The sequence below is a fragment of the Acinetobacter sp. TAC-1 genome, assembly GCF_029025845.1.
In the GTDB taxonomy this organism is placed as follows: Bacteria; Pseudomonadota; Gammaproteobacteria; order Pseudomonadales; family Moraxellaceae; genus Acinetobacter; species Acinetobacter guillouiae.
This window is the reverse complement of the sequence record NZ_CP118892.1, coordinates 1,575,773-1,597,200: the sequence shown is the minus strand read 5'-3', so window position 1 is coordinate 1,597,200 and position 21,428 is coordinate 1,575,773. Positions and strand designations below refer to the sequence as shown.

Annotated in this window: 21 protein-coding genes; 8 read left to right on the top strand and 13 right to left on the bottom strand. The window is 38.5% G+C overall.

Translation table 11 applies throughout. From position 1 onward, the window contains the following. Positions 1-2: 2 nt before the first annotated feature. From trpC to PYV58_RS07310, 5 genes are all read left to right on the top strand, one after another. A complete protein-coding gene (gene trpC, locus PYV58_RS07330; RefSeq protein WP_034611768.1) occupies positions 3-809 on the top strand; it encodes an indole-3-glycerol phosphate synthase TrpC in 807 nt (268 codons plus the stop codon). A 192-nt stretch (positions 810-1,001) separates the two neighbouring features. Next, a complete protein-coding gene (locus PYV58_RS07325; protein WP_034611770.1) occupies positions 1,002-1,703 on the top strand; it encodes a Smr/MutS family protein in 702 nt (233 codons plus the stop codon). Positions 1,704-1,829: 126 nt separating this feature from the next. Further along, on the top strand, positions 1,830-2,378 hold the full coding sequence (gene folE / locus PYV58_RS07320; protein WP_171064926.1) for a GTP cyclohydrolase I FolE: 549 nt from the start codon (positions 1,830-1,832) through the stop codon (positions 2,376-2,378). A 76-nt stretch (positions 2,379-2,454) separates the two neighbouring features. Next, positions 2,455-2,814: a cupin domain-containing protein gene (locus tag PYV58_RS07315; protein ID WP_034611772.1), complete on the top strand. Its 360-nt coding sequence runs from the start codon at positions 2,455-2,457 to the stop codon at positions 2,812-2,814. Between the two features lie 158 nt (positions 2,815-2,972). Then, positions 2,973-3,719 carry a hypothetical protein gene (locus tag PYV58_RS07310; RefSeq protein WP_034611775.1) on the top strand — a complete coding sequence of 249 codons (747 nt, stop codon included), beginning with the start codon at positions 2,973-2,975 and terminating at the stop codon, positions 3,717-3,719. Between the two features lie 170 nt (positions 3,720-3,889). On the opposite strand, the gene PYV58_RS07305 is transcribed toward PYV58_RS07310, so the two are convergent. From PYV58_RS07305 to eat, 4 genes are all read right to left on the bottom strand, one after another. Further along, positions 3,890-4,759, bottom strand: a complete 870-nt coding sequence (locus tag PYV58_RS07305; protein WP_004724615.1) for a metal-dependent hydrolase — start codon at positions 4,757-4,759, stop codon at positions 3,890-3,892. A gap of 472 nt (positions 4,760-5,231) precedes the next feature. Next, a complete protein-coding gene (gene eutC / locus PYV58_RS07300) occupies positions 5,232-6,047 on the bottom strand; it encodes an ethanolamine ammonia-lyase subunit EutC (protein ID WP_034611778.1) in 816 nt (271 codons plus the stop codon). A gap of 15 nt (positions 6,048-6,062) precedes the next feature. Continuing rightward, positions 6,063-7,445, bottom strand: coding sequence for an ethanolamine ammonia-lyase subunit EutB (locus PYV58_RS07295; RefSeq protein WP_004724618.1), 1,383 nt, complete (start codon positions 7,443-7,445; stop codon positions 6,063-6,065). Positions 7,446-7,447: 2 nt separating this feature from the next. Further along, positions 7,448-8,878, bottom strand: a complete 1,431-nt coding sequence (gene eat / locus PYV58_RS07290) for an ethanolamine permease (RefSeq protein WP_004822717.1) — start codon at positions 8,876-8,878, stop codon at positions 7,448-7,450. Between the two features lie 309 nt (positions 8,879-9,187). On the opposite strand from eat, the gene PYV58_RS07285 reads away from it, so the two are divergent. Continuing rightward, the gene (locus PYV58_RS07285; protein ID WP_034611780.1) at positions 9,188-10,021 is read left to right on the top strand and encodes a hypothetical protein; all 834 of its coding nucleotides are present in this window, start codon (positions 9,188-9,190) and stop codon (positions 10,019-10,021) included. A gap of 101 nt (positions 10,022-10,122) precedes the next feature. Here the strand turns inward: PYV58_RS07285 and PYV58_RS07280 are convergent, their stop codons facing one another. From PYV58_RS07280 to hemE, 4 genes are all read right to left on the bottom strand, one after another. After that, positions 10,123-12,069: a DUF4105 domain-containing protein gene (locus tag PYV58_RS07280; protein WP_034611782.1), complete on the bottom strand. Its 1,947-nt coding sequence runs from the start codon at positions 12,067-12,069 to the stop codon at positions 10,123-10,125. A gap of 169 nt (positions 12,070-12,238) precedes the next feature. Continuing rightward, complete coding sequence (locus PYV58_RS07275) at positions 12,239-12,709, bottom strand: DUF3015 family protein (protein WP_004822723.1); 471 nt, start codon at positions 12,707-12,709, stop codon at positions 12,239-12,241. A gap of 143 nt (positions 12,710-12,852) precedes the next feature. After that, entirely contained in the window at positions 12,853-13,659 is an 807-nt protein-coding gene (locus PYV58_RS07270) for a DUF817 family protein (RefSeq protein WP_034611783.1), read from the bottom strand. A gap of 21 nt (positions 13,660-13,680) precedes the next feature. Continuing rightward, positions 13,681-14,754, bottom strand: coding sequence for a uroporphyrinogen decarboxylase (hemE, locus tag PYV58_RS07265; protein WP_275059737.1), 1,074 nt, complete (start codon positions 14,752-14,754; stop codon positions 13,681-13,683). A 275-nt stretch (positions 14,755-15,029) separates the two neighbouring features. Between hemE and PYV58_RS07260 the strand changes: the two genes are divergently transcribed. Both PYV58_RS07260 and PYV58_RS07255 read left to right on the top strand, forming a co-directional pair. Continuing rightward, positions 15,030-16,259, top strand: a complete 1,230-nt coding sequence (locus PYV58_RS07260) for a L,D-transpeptidase family protein (RefSeq protein ID WP_034611785.1) — start codon at positions 15,030-15,032, stop codon at positions 16,257-16,259. Positions 16,260-16,432: 173 nt separating this feature from the next. After that, positions 16,433-17,122: a pirin family protein gene (locus tag PYV58_RS07255; RefSeq protein ID WP_034611787.1), complete on the top strand. Its 690-nt coding sequence runs from the start codon at positions 16,433-16,435 to the stop codon at positions 17,120-17,122. A gap of 82 nt (positions 17,123-17,204) precedes the next feature. Here the strand turns inward: PYV58_RS07255 and PYV58_RS07250 are convergent, their stop codons facing one another. The 5 genes from PYV58_RS07250 to rutC all read right to left on the bottom strand — a co-directional run bounded on the left by PYV58_RS07250 (position 17,205) and on the right by rutC (position 21,426). After that, entirely contained in the window at positions 17,205-17,957 is a 753-nt protein-coding gene (locus PYV58_RS07250) for a class II aldolase/adducin family protein (protein ID WP_034611789.1), read from the bottom strand. Positions 17,958-18,284: 327 nt separating this feature from the next. After that, positions 18,285-18,524, bottom strand: a complete 240-nt coding sequence (locus tag PYV58_RS07245) for a hypothetical protein (RefSeq protein WP_004724636.1) — start codon at positions 18,522-18,524, stop codon at positions 18,285-18,287. Positions 18,525-18,998: 474 nt separating this feature from the next. After that, positions 18,999-20,357 (bottom strand): pyrimidine utilization transport protein G, encoded by a 1,359-nt coding sequence (rutG, locus tag PYV58_RS07240; RefSeq protein WP_034611791.1) that lies wholly within the window; start codon positions 20,355-20,357, stop codon positions 18,999-19,001. Positions 20,358-20,381: 24 nt separating this feature from the next. Then, complete coding sequence (gene rutF / locus PYV58_RS07235) at positions 20,382-20,951, bottom strand: NADH-dependent FMN reductase RutF (RefSeq protein WP_081407363.1); 570 nt, start codon at positions 20,949-20,951, stop codon at positions 20,382-20,384. Positions 20,952-21,042: 91 nt separating this feature from the next. Then, a complete protein-coding gene (rutC, locus tag PYV58_RS07230) occupies positions 21,043-21,426 on the bottom strand; it encodes a pyrimidine utilization protein C (protein ID WP_034611794.1) in 384 nt (127 codons plus the stop codon). Between the last annotated feature and the right edge of the window lie 2 nt (positions 21,427-21,428).

Below are 21,428 nucleotides of genomic sequence, written 5' to 3'. Positions count from 1 at the left end.
TCATGGTGGATATTGCCAATACAATGTTGGGTAAAATTGTTGATCGTAAATACGAAGAATTTGCTCAACGTTTAAAACAACGTAGTTTAAACGATGTTGAGGCGCTTGCCCAAGCTGCAACACCTGTGCGTGGTTTTGCAAAATCTTTATACAGTAAACGCCCAGGTGTGATTGCTGAAATTAAGAAAGCCTCACCATCAAAAGGGGTCATTCGTGAAAATTTTAACCCTGCTGAAATTGCTCAACAATACCAGCAAGCCGGTGCAGCCTGCTTATCTGTTTTAACAGATTTAGATTTCTTTCAAGGCGCTGATGAAAATATTCAGATCGCCCGTAGTCACTGTGAATTACCTGCGCTACGTAAAGATTTTTTGATTAATCCTTACGGCGTTATCGAAGCGCGTGCTTTACATGCCGACTGTATTTTATTGATTGTGGCTTGTTTGTCAGATCAACAACTTGAAGAAATGTCAAAGACCGCATTTGAGCAGAACCTTGATGTTTTGGTTGAAGTTCATGATGAAGCTGAACTGGAACGTGCATTGCAACTTTCAGAGCGTTGTTTACTGGGTGTGAATAACCGTAATTTAAAAACCTTTGATGTCGATTTAAGTACCTCATTGCGTTTGAAGAAGTTACTTCCACCATCACGTTTACTGATCACTGAAAGTGGTATTGCAACACCAGATGATGTGCGCATGATGCAAGAACACGATATTCATTCGTTCCTTGTGGGTGAAAGCTTTATGAAGCAACCACGCCCTGATCATGCATTTAATGCGTTGTTTGGTCTGCCTGAAACAGTGTAATTAAAAGTCAAAGGGTGAGTTCGCTCACCCTGTTTTCATATTTCCCCAATCACCCCTATAAATTTTTCAACTCCCAACATTCAAGTCACGATCAACGCAGATATAACTGTGTGAATTCAATTCAGTTCAAATTTGACAAGATTCAGACTATACTGAGCGCCTAATACCGTCCATTTACTGTTTTTTGCAATTATGAGTAAATCTGATTCCACATTCTCTAAATCACAGCTTGATTTATTAAAACAATTCAAAAAACAAATCACTCCTCCGCATTCTTCAAAAGTTGCAGTGCAACCTGAAAGTAAGAATGCACAAGTAACAGCACCTGAAGAGTTAGATGATGCTGATTTGTTTAAAACCGCACTCGGCGGTGTAACCAAACTCGATAACGGCAATATTGCCAAAATCGAGCGTAGTGATTTGCGCAAAAAACCAGATGCAAAAACCCTTGCCAAACGCGCGGCGGCTGAAGGTGCATTTGAAATTAATGATGCAGAATTGTCAGATACTCAAGCGATTTTAAATCCTGTTGCAAGTCAGGCGGCTTTAAGCTATCGCATCGCAACACTACAACATAAAGTTTTTGAAGACTTAAAAGCTGGTAATCTACGCTGGTTTGAAGCTGTTGATTTACATGGTTGTACTGTTGAAGAAGCACGCTCTGCTGTATTGCAAATCATTCAAATGGCAAAAGATGAAAACCAAAATGTCATTAAAATTGTCCATGGCAAAGGTCCAGAAGCCATACTCAAAACTTATGTGAACGGCTGGCTTCGTCAACATCGTGATGTTTTAGCTTTTGTCAGTGCTCCTGAAAAACAAGGTGGCACAGGCGCAGTTTTGGTTTTACTGAAACGTGCTGAAAGAAATCCAAAATCAAATGGAAATCCATGATCATTTGTTTTAAATGATCAAAACTCTCTTAAGTGTCGGTTTATCTTGTAATTAGAAAATATTATTCATTTTTCTGATACAATGCCGTCCTTGTTCAAACCGTATAAGTGAACACGTTTTATGTCTATGCAGCAATCCTACGCGAATATTTTAACTGCCGTTGGCGAGGACTTAGACCGTCCTGGTCTGAAAGATACGCCTATGCGTGCGGCTAAAGCTTTTTCGTACTTGACGTCTGGCTATAGCAAAACGCTGGAAGAAGTGACCAATAATGCGGTCTTCCCTTCTGATAATGATGAAATGGTCTTGGTAAAGAATATCGAATTTTATTCGTTATGTGAGCATCATTTATTGCCTTTTCATGGTCGTGTACATATTGCCTATCTCCCTTCTGGCAATGTTTTAGGACTGTCTAAATTTGCTCGTATCACAGAAATGTTTGCTCGCCGTTTACAGATTCAAGAACAGTTGACCAAGCAAATTGCAGATGCAGTGGCTGAAGTTACTCAAGCACGTGGTGTTGCCGTGGTCATTGATTCAGCGCACATGTGTATGATGATGCGTGGTGTCAGCAAACAAGAATCGACCACACGTACCGTGTCATTTGTCGGTGATTTTAAAACAGATAAAGAAGCACGTCGTGAGTTTTTATCTGCCGTGCCTGAAGCACATTAAGACTGATCATTCAGTAAGCAATATAAATATCAAAGCCTCATTTTATTGAGGCTTTATTTTACGATAGGGTTTTACAATGTCTTTAATTTGGTTGGTAGGTCATGGTTTAACGCACAGTGAAACCACTATCGATTATCCTCGTGCTGAACGATTGGTTAAAGGAAATCCAAAACGACTCACACAAAATTTGTATGAACATCCCAATATGAATTGTGGTATTTGGCAATGCGAAGTCGGTGCATGGGATATTCAATTTGCAGACAATAAACAAGAATTTTTTCAGGTGATTGAAGGTTCTGTACGTTTGCATGATAAAAACACATCATCATTTGTAGAAATTAAAGCTGGTGAAGCAGGAATTATCCCACCTTCATTTATCGGTACATTTGAAGTGCTTGAAGCAGTTAAAAAATATTTTGTTGTGGTTGAAGTTTAAGCCAGTAAAACTTGTGACTTTTTTGATGATCAGCGGGTTCAAATATAAGCTTTTTTATATTTTTTGCTTTCTTATAGCTTATATTTGTAAAACACTCACTTACTGTCCACTTAAAACTATATGATTTAAATTATCTCAGCCTTATACCATTATTTTAAATGAAAAATTTACTGATCTTGATTTCAGCGTTAACTGCCACTAGCGCCTTTGCCGACAATCTAAATGCCAACGAATTAAAAGATGTGCAAAGTGTCATTAAATTATTTAAAAATAAAAATATCACCGCGATTTCAAACAACATTACCTACCCCTTACATCGTGAAGAACCCATCCCAAGTATTGCCAATGCAACCCAGATGAAACAACGCTTTAACCAAGTGTTTGATACTCAACTTATTCAAGAGATTGCCAACTCAAAACCATCACAATGGGAAAGTATGGGTTGGCATGGTGTGATGCTCAATGGTGGCACACTATGGTTAGATGGTCATAAAATTAAAGCCATCAACTACAGTAGTGATGCTGAACAAAAATATAAAGCGCAATTGATTTCACAACAGAAAATTCAATTACATTCATCACTTAAAAATTTTAAAACACCTGAATTACAGTTTAAAACCGCCAAATTTCAAGTGCGTATAGATGCTATGCCCAATGGTAAATACCGTTATGCATCTTGGGGAACAAAACAGTCGCAAGCGACAAAACCTGATCTGATTTTAAATCAAGGTCGTGTTGAAATGGATGGTTCAGGCGGCAATCACCACTACATTTTTAACAGTGGTACATATCAATATGTGGTTTATCGTCATGTTTTAGGTGCAAGTGAAACACCAGATGTCACATTAGAAGTCACTCAAAAAGGCAAAAAGATCCTTTCGCAAGCAGGCAAATTATTTAAATAGTTTGTATCAATGATTGAGCTGAATCATTTTTCTCAAGTTTTTTCTAATTCATACAGATTTAAAGCTAGTCGAGCAAATCACCATGATGAACTGCTCGATAAGCTGTTCAAAATCATGTGCTGTGCGATATATCACAAACACACAGCCAATCCTTTAAATATGATATTTGATTATTTTTTTTCAGCCAATTGATAAATCAATTGTTCCATTTGTTGCATGTATTGACGGTTCTCATGGTCCCACGGATGGAAGTTTGGACGGAAATAATCGATATAATTTCCCAATTGCTTTCTCAATACACCAATGCCGCCAAAGGTATAATGATAGGTCTTTTTCCAGCTGGATAAATCGCTTAACTTCCCTTCTCCTTTAACAATGGTCAAGAATACAGGGATCACTAAGCCCCAGAACACAATCGTTGCGACCACCAATCCAAAACTACGAACAGCATAGGCATAAGGACCATGCCCCATTGCAGTATTCCATACATCAAAAGCCACGGCTTTATGTTCTGTTTCTTCAAAAGCATGCCAACGCCAGATATTGGCATAATGTTCTTCAGCCCCTTCAAATAACTCAGGTGTCCGTAATACAGAATCTGCCAATAAAGCGGTAAAATGTTCTAATGCAATTGTTCCACTGAGCCAAAAATATGCAGGTAAGTGTTGTTTAAGCAGACCAAAAATCTCTAAAACCAATGCTTCAAATTTTGGTGCAATCGGTGAGCGTGCAAATAAGGCTTGGTTATATTCTTCATGCTCACGTCCATGCATTGCTTCTTGACCAATAAAAGCCGTCACCGCTTTTTGTAATTCTGGGTCTTGGACTAAATCACGATGTGCCCTTACCGCATCAATAAAGAAGCGTTCGCCAATAGGCAAGACAATAGAAAAAGTATTTAGCAATGCGGTAAAAATTGGACCTGCGGCGGTATGCCAATCTGCGATTCGCTCTGCAGGTAGATTAAATCTAACATCACGGCGAATAGGTAATGGCTCATGATACACACTCGATTTAATAAATTTTTTTAAAATGCCCATGGTTGATCCTGCCTCTGGCTGATTATCATTTTTTTAATTTAGCTGGTGCGCTTATTAGAATTTTACTTAACTGGGTATAATTCCATAGGTCATTTCGACTCATTTACATGTCATTGCATCTCTATTTCATGATATTTTGATTGAATAAGTCTCTCAAAGCATGTCGATATATGCTTGCGATACCATCAACATCATGATCTAAATTGAGCAAAAAGTGGGTCGTTCAAATGCCTTTTTCAGTTCAAAAATAGGCTTTGCTGAAATGCTGCATCAAGCATATTCAATAAAAAACGCCGAGTCATAACAGAAATTAAATGTAAGATATTTCAGAGAAATACATTTAGTTTTTTGATTTATTTTTTAAACTTAAAGGTTTTCACAACACTTAAGCTTGAACAAATACTCTAGTATTTACAAAGCAATGCCTTAAACATCAAGGCACTGCTTTGTTCAAGATATAAAAATTTAGCCGTTAGAATAATAATTTTTTAGGATGCTCATCGCTTTGTAATGGAACAACGTGGTCATCTTTTAAATCGACCCCTGAAAGTTGTAATTTAAATGAATTCCGCATCAACGCCATTAAACGCTGTGTGGCAATTTGAATACTCAGCCCTGCAGGTCGTACATTGGAAATACAGTTCCGGCTTGAATCCATACTGCCTTTTCGCGCTTTCCAAGTGTAATACACCCCCATACTGTCAGGTGAGCTTAGACCAGGCCGTTCGCCAATCAACATAATCAATAAGGGTGCATTAAAACTTTGTGCCACTTCATCGCCTAATGCCACACGACTCCCAGTTGCAAGCACAATCGGCGCCAGTTTCCAGCCCTCAGCATCAATATGTTCACGTAAGGAATCGATATAGGCAATGGCATTCTCTTCTATTGCTCGTGCAGATAAGCCATCACCAACCACGATACATACATCATATTGCTGTGGGTGCTGTTGCACATAAGTCGTGAGTTGAGTTTGAGCCTGTTCCGATAACTCACGGCCCAAATCAGGGCGCTTTAAATATACTTCTTTGTCGGTTGCTTTACTTTCCACAATGAGACTTTCAAATTTTAAATCTCTAAGCCGAGCTTGCATATTTTCAGTATCTAATTGGTGAAAAACAGCATCTTTGGCCTGTGCATGCGAGAGTTGAAACTTAAGCAATTCCTGAGTTGGAATGCTACATCCTACTCTTCCCATCGCAATTCGGGCATCAGTATATTGTTTTAACTTATGCCAAGGATCTTCATGAAAACCATTTGGAAAAGTTTCAAGTTTTGAGAGCTTCATGGTTTACTCTCCTTTTTATGATAATAATTTAGCAAAGTTTTTTGGCATACTGCTTGGCCAATGAATTTGCCGTTGTTCTTGGTGCAAAATTCCTTGCTGATCTAACCAAGCCGAGAACTCAGGGGCCGGTTTTAATCCCATTAACTGACGTAAATATAAGGCATCATGGAATGATGTGGTTTGATAATTCAACATTACATCATCCGAACCTGGAATTCCCATGATAAAGTTAATTCCCGCAGCACCAAATAGCGTGAGTAACACATCCATATCATTTTGATCTGCGTCGGCATGGTTGGTATAACAAATATCACAACCCATAGGTACACCGAGTAATTTGCCACAGAAATGATCTTCTAACCCTGCACGAATAATCTGTTTCCCGTCATACAAATACTCTGGACCGATAAACCCAACCACAGTATTGACCAATAATGGATTGTATTTACGTGCCACGGCATAGGCTCGTGCTTCAATGGTTTGCTGGTCCACACCATGATGCGCATTACTGGATAAGGCACTGCCCTGTCCAGTTTCAAAATACATGACATTTTGACCAATTGTCCCTCGATTAAGTGCTAAAGTCGCCTCATATCCTTCCTGAAGTAAATCCAAGGTAACACCAAAGCCTTCATTGGCCAATTGCGTACCCGCAATGGATTGGAACATTAAATCAATTGGAATATTACGTTCTGCAAGTTGAATCCCAGAACTGATATGGGTTAACACACAAGATTGAGTGGGAATTTCATATTCTTGGATAATATGGTCAAGTAACTTTAACAATTCCGACAAATTATGTAAGTTGTCTGTGGCTGGATTAATCCCAATCACAGCATCACCATTACCATACATCAAGCCATCCAATAAGCTGGCCGAAATACCCAATACATCATCGGTTGGATGATTCGGTTGTAAGCGGGTTGATAAATGGCCTTTTAAACCAATCGTATTGCGAAATTGTGTCACCACTTCACATTTACTTGCAACCAGAATTAAATCCTGATTACGCATAATTTTACTCACAGCAGCAACCATCTCTGGCGTTAAACCCTTGGCTAAATTGGCCAATTTTTCAGAAGTTGCATCTTCACTCAGCAACCAATTTCGAAAATCACCTACAGTAAAGTGCGCAATTGGCGCAAATAAATCAGCACGATGTTCATCAATAATTAAACGCGTAATATCATCTTTGTCATAGTCGATGACTGTTTCATTTAAAAAAGTTTTTAATGGGACTTCTGCCAAAGCCATCTGTGCTGCCACACGTTCCGTTGCATTACTGGCTGCAACACCGGCCAACTCATCACCAGAACGTAATGGGGTTGCCTTAGCCATTAAGGTCTTTAAATCTTGGAAAATATATTGTTGCTGAGCAACGCTATAACGATAACTCATAATTATAATTCCTGTTCTGCTGCCTTAATGCTGGCAAATTCTTCTTCTGGTGTGCCTGAAATCAGATGATGACGACTATAAACAAGAAAATAAACAATGAAGACCACATAGATACCCAAAGCGATAAACCAGACTTTAGGATCAACAAGGAAACCCGCAACCACGGCGACAATTGATAAGATCAACGCAATACTGGAAGTAAAAATACCACCGGGTGTTCGATATGGACGATATACATCAGGTTGTGAAATACGTAATTTGATATGCGCCATCATCATTAAAACATAAGAAATCGTCGCACCAAATACCGCAATCAAAATCAGTAAATCTCCCTGTTTGGTTAATGACAATAAGAAGCCAATAATCCCTGGAATAATCACGGCTAAATATGGCGATTTATTTTTGTTGGTCAATGATAAAGACGTCGGTAAATAACCTGCACGAGAAAGTGCAAAAATTTGCCGCGAATAGGCATAGATAATCGAGAAGAAGCTCGCGATTAAACCAGCCAAGCCAACAAAATTTACAAAGTTCGCCAACATGCCGTGCCCATATACTTTAACCAGTGCATCCACCAAAGGTGCACCTGAATCTTTAAGTACACTTGCACCTGCTGCACCCGCACTCAATATTAAAATCAAGATGGCAAAAGCAGCCAAGATCAACATCGCACCAATCAAACCACGTGGTAATGATTGTGCTGGATTTTTGGCCTCTTCAGCAGCTAAAGGAACGCCTTCTACAGCAAGGAAAAACCAGATTGCATACGGAACTGCTGCCCAGATCCCTAAATAACCTTGGGGTAAAAAGCTACTCGCACCGGCTTTAGATGAATCAACTGCAATATCGAATAGATTAGCACTGTTAAAATGAGGAATCATCGCAACAAGGAACACCACCACTGCAACCACTGCGATCGCAGTAATCACAAACATGATTTTAAGTGCTTCACCTGCACCTTTTAAATGAATCCCCATAAAAACCAAATAACAGATTAAATAAATTAACCATCCGCCAACTCCAAATAAGGATTCACAATATGCACCAATAAAGGTCGCGATTGCTGCTGGAGCGATAGCGTATTCGATCAGAATCGCTGTTCCTGTTAAATAACCACCAAATGGTCCAAAAGCCATACGGGCAAAACTGTATCCACCACCTGCTGTTGGGAGCATGGTCGACATTTCTGACATTGAGAGGCATATACATAGATACATAATCGCAGCAAAAATCACTGCGACAAACATACCGCCCCAACCGCCTTGAGCGATACCAAAGTTCCATCCAGCAAAGTCACCTGAAATCACATAGGCAACCCCTAAACCGACCAAGAGTAACCAGCCAACAGCACCCTTTTTTAATTCTCGTTGAGCAAAATATTCTTTGGAATCTTCTGTTTTTACGATAGTTGATTGTTCATTTCGAGCGTCCATCATCGTTCCTTTTTAATTTGCCTTCTTTTGTATAAGCAAAAAAAGTGCCTTTCCTTGGATGACGTCAATGTTTTTTGTTCAATCCCATGAACATCACGTCTTATCAGTTGTTAAAAACTGCTTTTAAATGAATCTACCAAACAAAGGTAGGAGAAAAGTTGAATAGCACCAAACTAGAGAATCGGAAAAAGTTATTGAAAATTGAATAATTAAAAGAAAAATAATGAAATTTATATATTTTATTTACTTTGTTATTTGTTTATTTAATTTAAGATATTATTTAGTATATATGCATAAATGGATTATGCGATGGACTCAAAACCACATGCTAAAAAGCCAATAATCAAAAATGAAAATTTGCACCCTACTCAAGCAAACTCACGTTCCCAGCAAGCTTTACAATTGGCACTGATTCAATGTCAGCAGGATTTACTCAACACAGCGCTGCTCGCTGCTGTTGTTATACAAATTAGAGATCTGCAAAAAAATCTACTGTGGTGTTCCGCCAATACAGATCCATTCACAGGATTCCAGCAAGATCAGAATTTGGAAACAAAGCCAGATCACTATATTTATAGTGCGCCTATTCTTGATTTAACATCAGGGGAAGCATGTGGTGAAGTGGTTTTATTTCACAGCTTAAATCAAGCAAATATTTTTGGACAATTGGCCGTTACGCAATGTGCAGAGATCATTGCACAAAAATTATATACACAGCCCTTTAATCGTTTAACTATCCATGCATTTTCAGTCCCACAGAAAATAATGATCAATGATCAGTCGATCCTTTTAACGCCACGGCAGTTTGAAATCATCTGTATTTTAATTCTAAATCCTTTGGGCTTAACCCTAGAACAGCTACATATTTATCTCTATGGCGATGAACAGATCAGCTTAAATACGCTTAAATCTGAGATTTCTTATTTAAAAAATAAGGTGGGTGAATTAATCTGTGCAAGAACTTATCAGATACAGGCAGAAATTCATGCGGATTTTAAAGAGTTGGAAGATGCTGTCGATGCGGGTTATCTTGATACAGTCAAACAACTCTACCAAGGCCATTTCTTTATAAAAACCAAAAGCCCTTTTCTAAACAATTGGCAGCAGATTCTAAGTATGAGGATCAATAATCTACTTGTATAAACATCCTTGGCTTGCGATCGATTAATACTTATCTCAACATGTCATTCTCAAAGCCCTACTCTCGAAATAACATTCTAAAATCCGATTTGTCAGATCTACCTTTAAAAATAATGTACAAAGCCTAAACCAATTTTTTGCCAATCAAGTTGGTTTTGTTGTTGGTACTCCCAATTGACGTTTAATGAATTTTGACGATTAAGCGAATATTGCAGTGTGCTCTGGATACGTAAATTCCACTCACTTGAATCTTGCCAATAGGGTAATTCGACTTGAACAATACTGTTTAAACGATCTGACCATACATTTTGGCAGCCTAATGTTGGTCCCAGTCCAACGCGCCAGCCTTTATCCAATGATCTACCTGCTTGAAGCTGTGTTTGTAGTTCTGCATAACAAAGATGCTTACGATCATCATCTGCAAGTGTATAACCAGATTGGGCTTTTGCACTGACTACGCCATGTTGTTGCTGGTCACTAAATTGTCCATTTTGAATGGCTTCTTGCTGCCAGCCTAAAGTAAAACCCCAGGTTATTGGCATTTTAAACGGGGTGATGGGGTTATAAGAGTTTACTGTTAATACATCGAGATGTTCGAGTTTAAGCCGATCATCTCGCCATTGCGCAGCACCGTCCAGAAACAACAATTGCGTGCCTGTACGGAAGCCGCCCTGCGGATCTTTTAGTTCGTGATAGGCCTGACGATGACCAATTTGTACAAATTTTTCACCCTGAACCTCACCTGCTTCCACGGACCACTTACGTGAATCATGTCCATTAACTGGATCAACTTTCGGACGCACAGGTGCTAAACGCTGTTTCTCTATAGGGATTTGACTACGTAAGCCTAGCAGTTGTCTAAAACGCGGTTGAGTAAAGCTTGCATCGACCTGACGAGCAACGAATTGTAAATATAAATCGTCATAGGCCATTTCTAATATTTTTGCACGATCTTGATCATCATAACCAGCGATAGCCGCTTGCATCTGTTGTGGTTCTAATACTGCAATTGCATGGGCTTTTTTTGCCAATGCATGACCATGTTGTTTGGCCTGTGAATTTAATTGTGTTTCTAACGCTGGACGATATACCGCTTCTCTTACTAATCCCTGTTGCTCTACGGCTTTAATGGTTTCAATTGGGATCGCTGCATATGTAAATTGCTTGCGTAAATTCGAGCGTGGACGGACTAAATCAATCAACCCCAATAAACGATAGGCACAATTATCACTGACAAAATAATAAGGAAAACTGACCTTTTGCATTTCCCAAATATGTTTTACCAAAAAAGCGGTCTCTTCAGGATTTAAATTGAGTTCATATTCCCAAAGATCACGGCTTTCAAAATCACCATATTCTTTCACTTTGCGATAATAAGGCATTAAAGAATATTCACCAGGATATTTCCCAACTAACCCTTTCCATGCATAAGACCAATTGTCATCGCTGTTTACTGTGGCTGCATAATTCACAGCATAAGAAACTAAGTTGAGCTGTTTTTGATCTTTAGGATCAAGACGAAGCAAGGTATGTCCAAACATTGAGCTTGGATTGCCCATAAAATCAGTCGCATAAATCAAGGTCACTTGGTAGGGTTTGATTTGTCCATACCATTGATCAAACTCAGGACAGGACACAACAGGTAATTGTTGTTGTGAAATATTTAGTTGTTGTATCAACCATTGGCTACGTGCAGGAAATTTACAACGAATGGATTGATTGGCAGCGGCGACTTGAAACAGTGCAATGATATCTGCATTCATTTCATTTTGGATGTTCTGGCGACCATCTTGAGCAAAAAAATAACCTGAATAACTGACTTCACTTTGGTTTGTGCTTTTATGACTAGTGTTATGGTGATTTAAATCTTTAGCAGAGGCATCTTCTGCATAAAGTAAGCGTTTCCAGGTGATATGACCGGCTAATTGTTTTTGTTGCGCCAGTTTTAACGCATTTTCTAATGCGTGCTGATTCTCTAAAGCGGATTCCGCATGTAAATGAACGGTAAACAATGAACTGAGTAAGCTTAAACTAAGTGCTAAATATTTCATTCAATCATCAATTTATATAGATATATTATAAAACTGCGCAATTAAGAAATGTCAGCTCAATACAAGAGTTCGCTCAATGTTCACTCATGTTCGATTCATTTCTCAATAATGTATATTTGATAAAATTTAAATAAAAAAACCCTGCAACAAGGCAGGGTTTTTGACGCAATTAAACGTAAGCTTTTAACACTTCGTCTTTTGCCATCACTTGTTGAAGTGACGCTAATACTTGTAGAGAATTTTGATTTTCTGCTGAATAAATACTTGCAAAGTTTGACTTCGCTACAGCATTGAAACGTGCTTTATCTGCATCTTTAACATTTAACAATGAAGCAAGTACGTTTAGGCTTTCACCTTGACCTACAGCCATATCACGTGCAAGTGCTTCTGAGTTTTCATTGGTAAAGGTCACAACTTGCGCAGTCACTTTACCATTGCCATTACAACCTAAAGTACCAAACGTAATACCTAATAATTGGTTAGTAAAAAGACCATTGGTGGTCGCCGCTAAAATTTTCGGTACTTTTCCAGATTGACCAGCCCAAACTTGTGAACCTACACCACAACCCACATCTGGATCAGCCATAGCAACACTTGAACCCGCAGCCAATACAGCAGCCAAAGCGATTTTTTTTAACATATAATTCTCCAGAATTTTCATATGCATTGTTTTAATTCAACATATGTAAATTGTTATTTTCCATTATGTGTAAGTTTGATTACACCTATTTAGATTTATCACATAAATTCAGATATGCAAATCTAAATGTGACAATTACGAAATTATTTATTGTACTTTTTTAGTGACCATTCACCCTTTTTATTACGATCTCCAAGAATCTTAAGCACCAAAACCAGACTTAAAAGTAACAGTAAATACCACGAGCCTAGCTTACCCCACCCCACCATATGCCATGCATCTACTTGACTTGGATACAACCAAATTTTATTAAAAGTGCTAATATTTTCAGCAACCCAAATTATAAATGCCAAAACAACCAATACAGGTAACATCGGAAGCTGAAATTCATGCTGTTGTAGTTTAAAACGAATTTTTGTTTTCCAAAAAATCACTACACTCCAAATGAACAGTACATTTCGAAAATCTGGAATAAAGAATTTGCTCATAAAATTGATATATGACAATAGTGCCAGACTCAACATATTGGCAAAACTGGGCAAATTTAAAAATGAAACCTGATACAAACGCAGTGAACGTGCAAAAAAACTACCGACTGCCGAATACATAAATCCTGCAAATAAAGGCACGGTCAAAAGCTTAAAAACGGCAGGTTGCGGATATTGCCAAGAAGCAATTTGCGGGTGTGTTAAAAATATTTCCATCCCCATGGCCATGATATGAAATAAAGCAATAACTTTCGCTTCTGCCCAGGATTCTAGTCTTAAATACAATAAGCAGGCTTGAATGATCAACGCATAAAACAATAAGCAGTCATAACGAAACAAACCATAAAATTCATGGCTACCCATCTTTGCCGTAATGACAAATGCAATCAGCAATAAAATACCAAATAAGGCAGCCGATGCTGCCTTAAATAGAAATTCATATAATGATTTAAAATAGATCATAAATGCATTTACAACAATAAGTTAACCTAAGTATTTGGCACTGTATTGGTGTACAGTGTCAATAAATGCTTTTGGTTTTTCAGGGTCAACCCATTGGGTAATACCATGACCTAAGTTGGCAATATAACCTGTTTTCTCACCATTGGCATAAGCATCATCCAACATGGCTTTGGTTGCTTTTTCAATAGAATCAGCTAAACCATACAATGTTGCTGGATCTAAATTTCCTTGTAGCGCTGCACGTCCATTAACGGTTTGGCGCGCCACGTTTAACGGGGTTGTCCAATCTAAGCCAAATGCATCTGCACCTGTTGCAATCATTGGCTCTAACCATTGACCACCGCCTTTGGTAAATAAGATCACAGGTACTTTGCGCCCTTCATGCTCTCGTTTTAATCCTGCAACAATTTTCTGCATATATTTGAGTGAAAATTCTAGATATTCACGATGCGCCAATGCGCCACCCCAGCTATCAAAAATTTGTACAGCTTGAGCACCAGCCTCAATTTGAGCATTTAAATAGTCAATTACAGCATCGGCTAAACGATCTAATAAAGCATGTAAAACTTCAGGTTGTGCATACATCATCTGTTTGGTAAAACGGAAGTCTTTGCTTGAACCACCTTCCACCATGTAGGTTGCCAAGGTCCACGGACTACCCGAAAAACCAATTAAAGGCACCTGACCACCCAAAGCTGAACGAATGGTTGAAACCGCATTCATGACATAAGCCAGATCAGATTTGGCATCGAATTTGGGTAAATTTGCCACATCCTGTTCAGTACGAACTGTTTTATGGAATTTAGGACCTTCACCTGTTTCAAAATAAAGTCCTAAACCCAAAGCATCGGGAACAGTCAAAATGTCTGAAAATAGAATTGCGGCATCAAGCTCATAACGGCGCAAAGGCTGTAAAGTCACTTCACAAGCAAATTCTGTATTTTTACAAAGAGAAAGAAAATCACCTGCTTTCGCACGTGTTTCACGATATTCTGGTAAATAACGCCCAGCCTGACGCATCATCCAAACCGGAGTCGTATCTACAGGTTCACGCAATAAGGCACGTAGAAAACGATCATTTTTTAAGGTCGTCATTTACTTTCCCAATCAAAAATTAAATTCGCCCCATCATAGCAAAAAGGCCTGCTACATAACCATTTCTAGAAAATTTTTCTCAATAAAGTTTTATTTGCTTGCTTTGATTTAAATTTCGTTTGGTATACGAAAATAAAACAAAACCAGCTGACAGAGAAAATGTCTATAGAAAAAAATGATTAACACAAAACAAATACTGCAACACCTTATAATTTCTGCAATACTTACACAGATTTTTAGTCATAAATTATGAATAATTCTTAAGGTTGATCTACATGTTCGTTCGCTCAATTCTTGCTTTGAGTTTAAGCTGTTTATTAACAGGTACAGCTTTTGCTGCATCTACAGCTGAGCAACCTCTAACGCCTAAAAAAGTTGCTGCTCCCGTTGAAGATCCTATTGATCCACTTGCTATTGACAGTTCTGCTTCAAGTGTAGAAACACAGATAAGCCAGCAAGAGCAACAAGACTTAGACAAAGCTGCAAACACGCTACAAAATTTAGAAAAAACTGAGGATAAAAACTCAGGTACTGCTATTGCCCCATCGTCTCCACAGACCACGACTGCAAAAACGGCAAGCAATCCCAATGCACCGAAAGCATCATGGACTTTGGATGGGATCAACAATGCACAATGGTACGAAAATATTGGCAAGGGTCAATTCCCTGTCTATGCCCGTGCCCATGTCATGTTAAATAATGCACATGCTTCACCTGGTGCAATTGATGGTTCAAGCGGTATGAATACGCTGAAAGCCATTGCTTCATTCCAACAAATGAATGGTATTAAACCGACAGGTGAGCTGACCAAAGAAACTTGGGATGCATTAGTGTCTCAACAAGGCAATAAACCTGCTTTTGTGGAATACACGATAACGGCTGAAGATCTAAAAGGTCCTTATGCAAAATCAATTCCGCGTGATTATGCTTTACAAGCAAAAATGCCAGGTTTGTACTACACCCGTGTCACCGAAATGTTGGGTGAAAAATTCCATATGGATGAAGAGTTCTTAAAGAAACTTAATCCTAAAGCAACATTTAACAAAGTTGGTGAAAAAATCGTTGTCACCAATATCCGTAACGAATTGCCTGAAAATATCCATTTAATTGTGGCGCATAAAGGTGCGAAACAATTGTATTTATTTAATGCGCAAAACCAAATGGTCGGCTCATTCCCTGCCACAATTGGTAGTTCTGATACGCCATCGCCAACAGGAACGTATAAAGTTACCGGTGTTGCTCGCAACCCTTGGTATAGTTACTCGCCAAGTAACTTTGTACAAGGCAAAAACTTAAAACCATTATCATTACCACCTGGTCCAAATGCCCCTGTAGGCAACATCTGGATTGGCTTGAGTAAGAAATCATTTGGTATCCATGGTACGCCAAACCCATCTGCAATTTCGAAAACAGCTTCACATGGTTGTATTCGTTTGACCAACTGGGATGCCAATGACTTAGGTAAAAAAGTTAAATCGGGTGTAACGGTTAAATTCTTAGAATAATCTTATACTTGATGAAATGAAAACCAGTGTGCATACACTGGTTTTTTATTGCAAAAGCTAAAAACCTTATCGTTCCAAAAACAAAACAACATGTTGCTATTTTGCTATTTCATCCCAATTACTTAAATATTAATATTTACTCATGTTAAAAAATAAAGAATTGGAGACTTGAGATGAATACTTTTTTACATCACAGCGAAAACCGTGGTCACGTAAAAATGGGTTGGTTAGACACCAAACATAGTTTCTCTTTTGGTAGCTGGTACGATCCTAAATATATGGGTGTTGGTTCTTTACGTGTAATCAATGACGATACCATTGCAGCACATAAAGGTTTCGGTACTCACCCACATGACAATATGGAAATTTTGACCTGTGTACTTAAAGGTACCATTTCACACAAAGACAGTATGGGGAATGAACGTCATATCCATGCGGGTGAATGGCAAGTGATGAGTGCAGGTACAGGTGTACAACACAGTGAAATCAACCAAGGTGATGAAGCCGTTCATATGCTACAAATTTGGGTGATTCCAAATGTTCAAGATGCTGAACCGAATTATCAACAAATTGAACGTGATCCTAAAAAATCACCTAATGAATGGCAATTGATTGTGGGTCCAAATGACAATGCGCCGATGCATATTCGTCAAGATGCTGAAATTAAAGCGGCATATTTGGAAAAAGGTCACACACTTGAAGTGAAAGCAACCCAAAAATTTAACTATGTACATGTGATCGAAGGTGAGATTGATATTGCCGGTCAAGTCGTTAAAGCAGGTGATGCTTATTTATTTGACGAAGATTCAACACTTACTGCACATGAAGATAGCCAATTTATTTGGTTTGATCTAAACAGCTAATCCGTATGCAATAAAAAACCTCCGTATGTAATATATGGAGGTTTTTTTATGTCGAGCTTATTGAATAAGTTAGCAGCAGTGTTTAAGCACAATAATCTTTTTTCTGAGCTTTAATCAATGATAAAGCAGCATTCCAAGCGGCCTGAATAATTGGTTCAGCAGCATCACTTTCAAATTGCTTGACCGTATATTCACATATTTGCTTACTCGGATAATGCAGTTTTGAGCTGCTCATGGCTTTGATCTGAACTTGACAAGCCCGTTCTAAAAAATAAATTTCATGAAATGCTCTTGCAATACTATTACCAGTGGCTAACAAACCATGATTACGTAAAATCATGCAACGATAATTGCCTAAATCCTCAACCAAACGCTCTCGCTCTGTGGTGGAAAAAGCGATGCCCTCATATTCATGATAAGCAATATTATTATAAAATTTCAGTGCATGTTGCGACAAAGGTAATAAACCTTTTTCTTGTGCAGACACCGCAATCCCATCTGCCGTATGGGTATGAATAACACAGTGAATATCATCTTTGGCATGGTGCAAGGCAGAATGAATAACGAAACCTGCAACATTGACCATTTTCCCTTGGTCATAATCGGCCACAATATTCCCTTCATGATCAATCTTCACCAAATCTGATGCTTTCATCTGATCAAATGTCACACCATAGCGGTTAATCAGAAAATGATCAGGCTCATGCGGGACACGTAAACTGATATGGGTATCAATCAAATCGGTCATTCTATAGTGTGCAATTAAACGATATAGTGCTGCCAACTGACAACGTGCTTCCCATTCAGCCTTATCAATATGCTTTGGACGTTTCATCCTAAAATCCTTTTTATTGCCAATGTATAAAACATCATTACTTTTAACGAGAGTTCAACAAATTAACAAGTTTTAATTCGTGAATGGCGACTAAAGCATCAATTTTGGAGTTACAGAATATAAAAAATCCAAACCAATAATTGAATATTGATTTGGATTAAAATTATTAATTATCATATTTTTTATTATTATTTATACTTATTAAATTATTATAATAAAGCTTTATCTTTTATTTATTTTTATTAAATTAAAAAATTAAATTATTATTTATTTTAATTCTTCATTATTGTTATAAAACGCCCTCTTTCGTTGTTATAAAAAATAGATTTAAATACTGAGCTGATAGAGCAATTTCTTACCCTTAAAAGTTAAATCCTTAATAAAAACAATATCTCTATTGTCTAAGTAAGAAATAGCATCATCAATTTCAATATAGTCTTCATCAATCAACCATGAAATATCCAGTTCGTTTAAGTCGACCATACCGACTAAGTAAATAGCCTGATTTTTATTTTGTCGATTTTGAATGTTTTTTAAAATTTCGCGTATCTTAATCCAGTCTTTCATATTTTAAATCTCATCGTGCTTACAGGTTCTATTATATTTATTGGAGAATTAAATGCTAGATAGAAAAATGCCCTATGCGACAAAATTTGTCGCATAGGGCATCACCATAAAAACTCGTAATATCTGTATAAATTTCATCCATAAATATGAATCAGAATTTCCCCCGACAATCGCTTTAAAATTGCAATATTAAAGCTTGAATTCATCCCCTATATGCTGTTCTCGTACTTATAGTCAAACAAGGAAAACCCACCTCTGCTTGTAGCGCTTCTTACAAACTCACTGCTAGCGTCCCAATTTTTGTGCATGTGATTGACCTTTGCAAAATCACGATTTCATACCTTCACTCGTGTACAAAATTTTGCTCAATGAGATGTCATACGCAATCCCATTCCCCACAACCAATAAATGCCACCCTTTTCACGGTAAAATCTGCTGTTTAATCATTTGAAGTCACAATCTTATCCCTTCGCCTTAAGAAGACTGTGATATGGACTTTGCAGCATCACTTGATTCTAGCTTGATCTCATCGGGCTGGTTTTCTCCACGATTTAAAAATAGATTTAATAAAATTGCGGCCAAAGTTGCTGTACCGATTCCACCGAGATCAAATGAACCAATATGTACACTAAAATTACCTGCCCCCATGATCAAGCTGACCGCCGCAATAATTAAGCTACTGTTTTTAGTGAAATCAATTTTGTTATCAATCCAAATCTTTGCACCAGCCACTGTGATTAAACCAAACACCACAATTGAAGCACCACCTAAAAGCGCCACAGGAATAGTACTGATCACAGCTCCAAACTTAGGTGATAAGCCCAACAAAATGGCAAAGATCCCAGCAATCACAAAGACAGTAGTTGAATAAATTTTAGTGACAGCCATAACCCCAATATTTTCAGCATAGGTGGTCATCCCTGTCCCACCAACAGAAGCTGATAAACTGGTACATACACCATCGGCAAAAAAAGCACGTCCAATATAAGGTGATAAATCACGACCCGTCATTGCAGATACTGCTTTAAAATGACCTAAATTTTCAGCGACAAGAATTATTGCCACAGGCGCAATTAACAGCATGGCATTGGCATTAAACGTAGGTGCAACAAAATGTGGTAGGCCTAACCATGCAGCATTGCTGATGACTGCAAAATCGATAGCTTTACCAAAGCCCATTACATTGGCAAGGATAAAATATAAGACATATGCACAGACCAAACCCAACAACAATAATAAGCGACGCATCATGCCTCGGGTAAATACAGCAATCGCACTGATACACAGAATGGTTAGAATTGCCATCCAAGTATCAAATGAATTTGCTGAAACACTTTTAATGGTGACGGGTGCCAAATTTAGTCCAATGATCATCACGATTGCCCCCGTAACAATCGGTGGCATCAACTTTTCAATCCAACCCGTTCCCGTCTTCATGACAATTAAACCAATCGCGGCATACAGCAAACCACAAGCGATGGTCCCCCCCAAAGCCAAGGCAATATTCGGATTTGACCCCACACCTGCATAGCCCGTTGCAGCTGCAACAGCACCGATAAATGCAAAACTCGATCCGAGATAACTCGGCATTCTTCCACCCGTCATCAAGAAGAATAAAATTGTGCCGATACCCGTGATAAATATAGTTAAATTGGGATCAAAGCCCATCAGCAAAGGTGCGAGAACTGTTGCACCAAACATTGCAAATGCATGTTGCAAGCCCAAAACGATACTTTTTCCGACAGGTAAATATTCATCAATTTGCACAGGGGTTTGATCTAAATTTCCTGTGTATGGTTTAAATGATGTAAACCATGGTTCTTTTGTCGCCATTTTCTAAGTCCCCATATTGAGAGATCAACATACATTTTGAGGTTCACAGTAACTGCGTTTGAAATATAGAAGCGCATTTAAACTTGGGTTGTGACGAATTGCTTTGACCTGACAAAACAATACATCATGGCTGCCGACCACTTGACTGGATACCACTTCACAATCAAATGAGATTAGGGCGTTATCTAACACGGGAGAACCCGTCACCAGTTCACTCCATTCAGCTTGTGCAAACCTCTGTTGCATCGGTGTTTTGCCACCAAAGAGATTCGATAATTCGGCTTGATTTGAACCCAATGTATTGACACACAAAACTTTATTTTCAGAAAAAATGTGATATACCGAAGCAGCCCGATTGAGACATACCAATAAGGTTGGAGGTGAATCCGTTACACTGCACACTGCAGATGCAGTAAAACCGGCCTGCCCTGCATCACCTTTGGTGGTGATCACATTGACCGCTGCACCCAGATTAGACATACCTTGTCTAAAGATAGCTTGATCGATTTCTAAATGGACATTGGCTTCACACGGCGTGTTAAACTCAATTATTTCACCAGCAAGTGCACTTTCCTGTTTGATCATTTGCATCATGACGCTCCCACCCCAATGCGCAAATGTTCATCGAGGTTAAAATTCTTTTTGAAAAAAATGATTAAAACGCATAGACAAATCTAGACATGCTCTATCCCACATGTGCTACAGATGCAATTTCTACTAAGGCTTCAGGTTTAACCAGTCCGACCTGTATACAATATCGAGCGGGTTTATCATTGGGAAAATATTCAGCATAGACCACATTTACTGCGGCATAATCCGCCCAATCTTTGACGAATATTGAATTAAACGTAACATCATCCATCGTCCCACCTGCAGTTTCGATGACGCTTTTAATGGTTTCTAAAATATGCCGGGTTTGCCCTGCGGCATCACCGACACACACCACATCATTATTTTCATCAAAAGCCAACGTACCTGAGACATAAACAATATTGTCTGCTTTGGTTGCTGGCACATAAGGTGCAAGGGGCTTAGCCGTACCTGCTGGGATCACAACTTGTTTCGACATTT

Coding starts and splice junctions, on each gene's coding strand:
- trpC (WP_034611768.1), top strand. CDS start 3: ATGGTGGATATTGCCAATACAATGTTGGGTAAAATTGTTGATCGTAAA.
- PYV58_RS07325 (WP_034611770.1), top strand. CDS start 1,002: ATGAGTAAATCTGATTCCACATTCTCTAAATCACAGCTTGATTTATTA.
- folE (WP_171064926.1), top strand. CDS start 1,830: ATGCAGCAATCCTACGCGAATATTTTAACTGCCGTTGGCGAGGACTTA.
- PYV58_RS07315 (WP_034611772.1), top strand. CDS start 2,455: ATGTCTTTAATTTGGTTGGTAGGTCATGGTTTAACGCACAGTGAAACC.
- PYV58_RS07310 (WP_034611775.1), top strand. CDS start 2,973: ATGAAAAATTTACTGATCTTGATTTCAGCGTTAACTGCCACTAGCGCC.
- PYV58_RS07305 (WP_004724615.1), bottom strand. CDS start 4,759: ATGGGCATTTTAAAAAAATTTATTAAATCGAGTGTGTATCATGAGCCA.
- eutC (WP_034611778.1), bottom strand. CDS start 6,047: ATGAAGCTCTCAAAACTTGAAACTTTTCCAAATGGTTTTCATGAAGAT.
- PYV58_RS07295 (WP_004724618.1), bottom strand. CDS start 7,445: ATGAGTTATCGTTATAGCGTTGCTCAGCAACAATATATTTTCCAAGAT.
- eat (WP_004822717.1), bottom strand. CDS start 8,878: ATGGACGCTCGAAATGAACAATCAACTATCGTAAAAACAGAAGATTCC.
- PYV58_RS07285 (WP_034611780.1), top strand. CDS start 9,188: ATGGACTCAAAACCACATGCTAAAAAGCCAATAATCAAAAATGAAAAT.
- PYV58_RS07280 (WP_034611782.1), bottom strand. CDS start 12,069: ATGAAATATTTAGCACTTAGTTTAAGCTTACTCAGTTCATTGTTTACC.
- PYV58_RS07275 (WP_004822723.1), bottom strand. CDS start 12,709: ATGTTAAAAAAAATCGCTTTGGCTGCTGTATTGGCTGCGGGTTCAAGT.
- PYV58_RS07270 (WP_034611783.1), bottom strand. CDS start 13,659: ATGATCTATTTTAAATCATTATATGAATTTCTATTTAAGGCAGCATCG.
- hemE (WP_275059737.1), bottom strand. CDS start 14,754: ATGACGACCTTAAAAAATGATCGTTTTCTACGTGCCTTATTGCGTGAA.
- PYV58_RS07260 (WP_034611785.1), top strand. CDS start 15,030: ATGTTCGTTCGCTCAATTCTTGCTTTGAGTTTAAGCTGTTTATTAACA.
- PYV58_RS07255 (WP_034611787.1), top strand. CDS start 16,433: ATGAATACTTTTTTACATCACAGCGAAAACCGTGGTCACGTAAAAATG.
- PYV58_RS07250 (WP_034611789.1), bottom strand. CDS start 17,957: ATGAAACGTCCAAAGCATATTGATAAGGCTGAATGGGAAGCACGTTGT.
- PYV58_RS07245 (WP_004724636.1), bottom strand. CDS start 18,524: ATGAAAGACTGGATTAAGATACGCGAAATTTTAAAAAACATTCAAAAT.
- rutG (WP_034611791.1), bottom strand. CDS start 20,357: ATGGCGACAAAAGAACCATGGTTTACATCATTTAAACCATACACAGGA.
- rutF (WP_081407363.1), bottom strand. CDS start 20,951: ATGATGCAAATGATCAAACAGGAAAGTGCACTTGCTGGTGAAATAATT.
- rutC (WP_034611794.1), bottom strand. CDS start 21,426: ATGTCGAAACAAGTTGTGATCCCAGCAGGTACGGCTAAGCCCCTTGCA.